General features: G+C 69.1%; 7 protein-coding genes. 2 read left to right on the top strand and 5 right to left on the bottom strand.

Annotation, left to right across the window (positions count from 1 at the left end; all coding sequences use genetic code 11):
- Positions 1-99: 99 nt before the first annotated feature.
- The gene (locus AC4HOU_RS21060) at positions 100-546 is read right to left on the bottom strand and encodes a hypothetical protein (RefSeq protein WP_490725014.1); all 447 of its coding nucleotides are present in this window, start codon (positions 544-546) and stop codon (positions 100-102) included.
- A gap of 397 nt (positions 547-943) precedes the next feature.
- On the opposite strand from AC4HOU_RS21060, the gene AC4HOU_RS21055 reads away from it, so the two are divergent.
- Together AC4HOU_RS21055 and AC4HOU_RS21050 are read left to right on the top strand one after the other, a co-directional pair.
- Positions 944-1276, top strand: a complete 333-nt coding sequence (locus AC4HOU_RS21055) for a hypothetical protein (protein ID WP_138446546.1) — start codon at positions 944-946, stop codon at positions 1274-1276.
- A gap of 18 nt (positions 1277-1294) precedes the next feature.
- A complete protein-coding gene (locus tag AC4HOU_RS21050) occupies positions 1295-2737 on the top strand; it encodes an RNB domain-containing ribonuclease (RefSeq protein WP_490725013.1) in 1443 nt (480 codons plus the stop codon).
- A gap of 154 nt (positions 2738-2891) precedes the next feature.
- Here the strand turns inward: AC4HOU_RS21050 and AC4HOU_RS21045 are convergent, their stop codons facing one another.
- From AC4HOU_RS21045 to panB, 4 genes are all read right to left on the bottom strand, one after another.
- Positions 2892-3770 carry a CHAD domain-containing protein gene (locus AC4HOU_RS21045; protein WP_194989807.1) on the bottom strand — a complete coding sequence of 293 codons (879 nt, stop codon included), beginning with the start codon at positions 3768-3770 and terminating at the stop codon, positions 2892-2894.
- Positions 3771-3773: 3 nt separating this feature from the next.
- On the bottom strand, positions 3774-4736 hold the full coding sequence (gene pip / locus AC4HOU_RS21040) for a prolyl aminopeptidase (RefSeq protein WP_163814194.1): 963 nt from the start codon (positions 4734-4736) through the stop codon (positions 3774-3776).
- A complete protein-coding gene (locus tag AC4HOU_RS21035) occupies positions 4736-5065 on the bottom strand; it encodes a hypothetical protein (protein ID WP_138446550.1) in 330 nt (109 codons plus the stop codon). Before AC4HOU_RS21035 ends, pip begins: the two co-directional genes overlap by 1 nt.
- 307 nt (positions 5066-5372) lie before the next feature.
- Positions 5373-6227: a 3-methyl-2-oxobutanoate hydroxymethyltransferase gene (panB, locus tag AC4HOU_RS21030; RefSeq protein WP_163814196.1), complete on the bottom strand. Its 855-nt coding sequence runs from the start codon at positions 6225-6227 to the stop codon at positions 5373-5375.
- Positions 6228-6246 lie beyond the last annotated feature (19 nt).

Raw genomic sequence — 6246 nt, 5'->3', positions numbered from 1 at the left:
TCGTACCCCTTCTTACCCCCCAAAGCAAACGGGAGCGGCACCCCAGGAGGGCCCCCCCCCGCGTCGGTATCAGTCTTCGCAGGTCTCAGAGCACTGTGATCAGCAGAGCACCTTGATCATTTCGTAGATGGCCTTCGACTCCTCCGGCGACGCCGAGCCGCGACCGTTCTTGGTGCGGTTGGAGATTTCGGTGAGGACTTCGTCCTCGGCCTTGCCCTCGTGGATATCGTCGCAGGTCTCGGTGAAGATCTCACCGATCTCCTCGTCGCTGCGGCCCTCGGCCAGGCTCGGGAAGGCCTGCTTGTAGGCGACGACGAAGGAGCCGATCTTGACCGAATCCAGGCTCATATCGCCCTTCGGGGAGGTCGTGCCCGTCGACGGCGCCGCGGCATCGCCGGACTCGGTGGCCGATGCGGTGGCCGATGCGGTCGCGGAACCGGAGGCCGTGGACTGCGCGGAACTCGAGGTCGTCTCGTCCTCACAACCGGCGATGAACAGGGCAAGGGCGCTGGCAGTTGCCGCGATGGCGGCGGAAGTTCTGATCACGTTGCCGGATGCTAGCGGCACCCGGGGCAAAACGCCTCCCGCACGAGCAGCGGGAGGCGACTGCGCAACTACCTCAGGCGGGGCCGATCAACAGCATCCGCGCGAAGTTGGCGGCCTGTTCGGGACCGAGCAGGGGCAGCAGGTAGTCGTACACAAGAGTGGACATGAGGTGCGGAACTCCCAAGATTTCGTCTTACGGGACGGTTACGCTCGGCCACCCTAGCAGCGACCGAGCCCGCCGGCTGCCGAGTCGGCGCCGCTGAGGTGCCGGATTCATCCGGAACTGGCCGAGAACGTGATAGAGGTCATAGAGTGGTCGCCGTTGGATCGAGATGCCTCGCGGGGCCGCGATGCATCACCTCACACTGAAACTCTCGGGAAGCAGGTCTCAACTCATATGCGGGTAGTTCGTTCTCTGGTCGCCGGCGCATTGATCGCCGGGGCCGCATCGGTTTTCGCCACGCTCGGGGCCGGTAACGCCGGCGCGGTGGCGGTGACTCCGCTGCCGGGTGGGGTGCAGGTCGACCTCACCCCCGCCGACACCAAATGGGTGCACCAGAGTGGTGTCGGGCGCACCATCGCCGGGCTGCCGCACCCGTCGGCGGCGTCGTTCGGCTACGCCCTGGACTCGGCGGCGGCGTTGTCGTCGGAGTATCCCGAGGGCCGCGTCGTTTTCACCGTCTTCGGGCCGTTCGACCAGCTGAGCGGCACCATGCTGGCGCTGAAGTAGCGACATAGAATTCTCAGCGTGGAACTCCACCAGCGGATCGTCTCGGCGCCGGTCGATTTCGGCGCCATTCGATCCGAATTCGGACTGACCTCGGCCTATCCGGCCGAGGCCACCGCGGAAGCCCGCGACGCGGTCGACGTGTTCGCGGGCGACCGCTCCGATCGCACCGACATCCCGTTCGTCACCATCGACCCGCCGGGCGCGATGGATCTCGACCAGGCGCTGCACCTGGCACGCACCGGCACCGGCTTCCTGCTGCACTACGCCATCGCCGACCTCGGCGCCGTGGTCATCCCGGACGGCGCGCTGGCCGCCGAAGCGGGCGCCCGCGGCCAGACCTTCTACCTGCCCGACACCACCGTGCCGCTGCATCCGCCGGTGCTGTCGGAGAACGCGGCCAGTCTGCTGCCGGATGAGACCCGCCCGGCCGCCCTGTGGACCATCGAACTCGATCACGACGCCGAGCCGTTGCGGTATTCGGTCGAGCGCGCCCTGGTGCGCTCCCGGGCCCGCCTCGACTATGCCGGTGTGCAGGCCGACGCCGACGCCGGCCGCCTGCACCCCTCGATCGCGGCGCTGCCGGAATTCGGCACCAAACGCATCGCGGCCGGACTGGAACGCGGCGCGATCGAACTGCGGTTGCCTGCGCAGAGCGTGATCCGCGACGAGGGCGCCGACGGGCACTGGCGCCTGGTGCTCGAACCGCGCACCGCCGCCGACGACTGGAACGAGCAGGTGTCGCTGCTGGCAGGCATGTGCGCGGCCCGCATCATGCTCGACGGCGCCGACGGCTCCGGCGAACGCATCGGCCTGCTGCGCACCATGCCGCCGCCACCCGATTCGGCCATTGCCTCGATCCGCCGCACCGCCGCCGCCCTCGGCATCGACTGGCCCGCCGGTGAGCCGGTGGGCCGGATGCTGGCGGCACTCGATCCCAATTCGCCGGCGACGCTGGTGCTCATGTCCGAGGCCACCGGCCTGCTGCGCGGCGCCGCCTACACCGTCCTCGACGGCACCGACCCGTCCTCGGACAGCTTGCGCCACAGCGCGATCGGCGCGCCGTACGCGCATGTCACCGCGCCGCTGCGGCGCCTGGTCGACCGGTTCACCACCGAGATCTGCCTGGCCCACTGCGCTGGCACCCCGGTGCCGCAGTGGGTGCGCGACGGCCTGGCCGCGACCGCCGAGACGATGAAACGCAGCGACGGTGTGGCGAACAAGGTCGAACGCGCCTGTATCGACCTGACCGAGGCGACCCTGCTGTCGCAGCGCATCGGCGCCGAATTCGAGGCCGTCGTGGTACGCGAAGGCAATGGCAACCGGCCCGCCGAGATCTTCATCGCCGACCCGCCGCTGGTGGGTCCCTGTGAGGGGTCGCCGACCGAGGGTTCCAGGGCGCGGGTGCGTTTGGCATCGGCGGATCCGGTGGCGCGGAAGGTGTTGTTCACCCACGTGCGTTGAGGCCCGGTCGCGATGGTGCAGAACGTCCGACGCGGATGATGACGAGCGGATACGCGCCGGGCCGTTGAGCCGACGTCCGCCGAGGTAGTGGGTCGACACCCGCCGACTTACTCGGTCGAACGCGTGGCCGGGGCTCCCGCGATACCGAGCACGCCTAACCGGGCAGCAGCGAAGCCGCAGTGACAGGGTATTTCGCCAAATGCTCACCGGCGGCCCGGTCTTCGGCGTCTGCCAGCGCGGAATACAGCGCCGTGGATTCGCCGGCGGCCCGTGCTTCTGCGGCGCGGGCGAGGATGGCTGCACGGGATTCGACCGCGTCGCGGTGATCACCGAGAACTGTCTGCAACCGCTTGGCCTGGCTGCCGAGTTCGTCCGCCTCGCCGCCGAGCGTGTCGGCCGCGGCTTCGCAGGAATACCGTAACCGCTTGGCGCCCTTGCGGATATCGTGCAGCAGCTCGATGCGATCCGCCGGGGCGACGGTGACCTCCGCGCCGACCATCCGTTGCAGGCGCGCACGGTCGCGGTGCAACACCGAGCGGAAGGCGTCGTCGGCCGGCCCGCTGACCCGTGCCTTGCGCAGCGGGGGCGCAGTCCGCCAGCTCGCGAGCTGATCCCGCAACGCGCGATAGCGTGCGCTGTCCAGCGCGCCGAGCACCTCGGTGTGCGCGGCCGAGTACCGCTCCCGCTCGGCGGCCACCAGCCGATGCGTGACGGCCCCGAGCACATCCGGATCGGCACCTTCGGTGAGCTCGGAATCCAGTAGCGCCGCGAACCGTTCGGCCCGCACCTCCGCATCCCGGGCGACCCCGAGCAGCCCGGCCAGCCAGGCCAGCTCCGCCACCATCGCGGCGGCGGGCCTGCGTTTGAACAACCGGCGATAGGACCGCAGCACACTGCGCAATCTGCGGGTGGCCACGCGCATCTGATGCACCGAATCCCAGGCGTCGGCGCGCACCTCCGGTTCGGCGGCCAGCAGCCGGTCGATGTCCTCACCCAGCGCCGCGATGAGCGCGTCTGCGGCGGTGGCCGTCATGACCTAGCGTCCTTTCGCGAACCCGTCGGTGGCTTCGACGAGATGGTGGGTGATTCCGGGTTCGTTGGCGGCGTGCCCGGCATCGTCGACGATGTGCAGCACCGAACCGGGCCAGGCGCGGTGCAATTCCCATGCGCTGACCGCCGGGCAGACGATGTCGTGGCGGCCCTGCACGATCACCGCGGGAATGTCGGCGATCGTGTCGATATCGCGTAACAACTGTCCCTCGTCGAGGAAACCGCCGTGCCGGAAATAGTGATTCTCGATCCGCGCGAAGGCGAGCGCGAAGCGCGGCTCACCGGTTTCGGCGACCCGATCCGGTTGCGGCAGCAGCGAACTCGTCGCACCCTCCCAGGTGGACCAGGCGATGGCGGCCGCGGTGGCGATCTCCTCGTCGGGGGAGTGCAGCAACCGGTGATAGGCCTGCACCAGATCGCCGTCACGCTCGGCTTCGGGCACCGGTGCGAGGAACTTCTCCCATTCGTCGGGGTAGACGTAGCCGGCCGCGCCGTTGTAGTACCAGTCGATTTCCTTGCGCCGCAACAGGAAGATCCCGCGCAGCACCAGTTCGGTGACCCGCTGCGGATACCGCTGCGCGTAGGCCAGCGCGAGGGTGGAACCCCACGATCCGCCGAACACCAGCCACTGCTCGACGCCGAGCGCCTCGCGCAACTGCTCGATATCGGCGATGAGATGGTCGGTGGTGTTCACCGACAGATCCGCGCCGTCGGCGATATGCGGGGTGGAGCGCCCGCAGCCGCGCTGATCGAACAGCACGATCCGGTACCGCTCCGGATCGAAGAACTGGCGATGGAATGGTGCGGTGCCGCCGCCGGGCCCGCCGTGCAGGAACACCGCGGGCTTACCGTCCGGATTGCCGCTGACCTCCCAGTACACCGACTGGCCCGCACCCACGTCGAGCATGCCCTGCTGATGCGGCTCGATCGGCGGGTAAAGGGTGCGCATCAGAATGCCAGGCCGGACGCCAGATCCGGCAGTTGCAGCGCGTCGATCGCCTCCTGTCGCACCTCGGGGCAGGCCTTGGTGGTGATCCGGTCGATCGACTGCTTATCGGCGAGTACCTGGGCGTTGATCGCGCCGTTGCGCAGCGCCCAGTCGTGCACCATGGCGTTCAAGCCGATGCGGCCGAGGGTCGGGCCCTGCACCCGCCAGTTCGACAGCTCGGGGCGGATCATCTCGCACAAGGCCGTCGCGGCGGAATCGGAGACCTCGAGCGGCGTGCCGGGGGCGGGGGACGTGGCGCCAGGTGTGGTCGCCGGAAGGCTGGTGGGCACGGCGGTCGTCGTCCCGGTCGTACCGCTGGAGCCGGTCCCGGATTCACCTCCGCACGCGGTCAATAGGACAGCAGCACATGCTCCCGCGACCACCAGTGTGCTCCGGGAAATCCAACGGCGTTCCGGCATCAGTACCTCTGCTCGACTCGAGATTGTCGATACGAGTCTGCCATTTTTCCGGTACCCCGGCGGTGCGGTGTTCCCGGGCCGGGGTCGGGTGTGGGGTTAGACGAGGGGGCCGCAACGGCGTCGGCCGGGCAGCGCGGGAGGGATCCGCGCGGGCCCGGCCGAGCTCGTTGTCGACGGTTCAGAAACTGTGTTCGGGCCCGGGGAAGGTGCCCGTGCGAACTTCCTCGGCGTAGGCGGCGGCCGCGGCGCGCAGATCGTCGCCGGTGTTGGCGAAACGCTTGACGAACTTGGCGGTCTTGCCGCTGGTGTAGCCGGCCATGTCCTGCCAGACCAGCACCTGGGCATCGCAATCGGCGCCGGCCCCGATCCCGACGGTGGGGATGGTGAGCTTGCGGGTGACCTGGCCGGCGAGTTCGGCCGGGACCATCTCCATCACCACCGAGAACGCGCCCGCTTCCTGGACCGCGATGGCGTCGGCGATGAGCTGCTCGGCGCCGTCGCCGCGGCCCTGCACCCGGAAACCGCCAAGGGTATTGACGCTCTGCGGAGTGAAGCCGATATGGCCCATCACCGGGATACCCGCGGCGGTGATCAGTGCGATCTGCTCGGCCACCCGTTCGCCGCCCTCGAGCTTCACCGCATGCGCCTGGCCTTCCTTCAGGAACCGGGTCGCGGTGGCCAGCGCCTGCTGCGGCGAGGATTCGTAGGTGCCGAACGGCAGATCGGCGACCACCAGGGCGTGCGGCGCGCCGCGCACCACACCGCGCACCAGCGGGATGAGCTCGTCGACGGTGACCGGCACGGTCGTGTCGTAGCCGTAGACCACGTTGGCCGCCGAATCGCCGACCAGCAGCACCGGAATGCCGGCCTCCTCGAACAGCCGGGCCGTCGAGTAGTCGTAGGCGGTGAGCATGGACCAGCGTTCGCCCGTCGCCTTCATCTGCTGCAGATGATGGACGCGGGTCTTACGCCGGGGCTTCGCCTCGGCCGAGGCAGCGCCGTAGGCGGGGGTTTCCGAATCGGATACGGACATCATCGTCCCTTTCGTCGTC

It is taken from the genome of Nocardia sp. JCM 38205 (assembly GCF_058222935.1).
The sequence above is the reverse complement of the archived record's forward strand: the minus strand, read 5'-3'. Positions and strand labels throughout refer to the sequence as shown.

Coding starts and splice junctions, on each gene's coding strand:
- AC4HOU_RS21055 (WP_138446546.1), top strand. CDS start 944: ATGCGGGTAGTTCGTTCTCTGGTCGCCGGCGCATTGATCGCCGGGGCC.
- AC4HOU_RS21045 (WP_194989807.1), bottom strand. CDS start 3,770: ATGACGGCCACCGCCGCAGACGCGCTCATCGCGGCGCTGGGTGAGGAC.
- pip (WP_163814194.1), bottom strand. CDS start 4,736: ATGCGCACCCTTTACCCGCCGATCGAGCCGCATCAGCAGGGCATGCTC.
- panB (WP_163814196.1), bottom strand. CDS start 6,227: ATGTCCGTATCCGATTCGGAAACCCCCGCCTACGGCGCTGCCTCGGCC.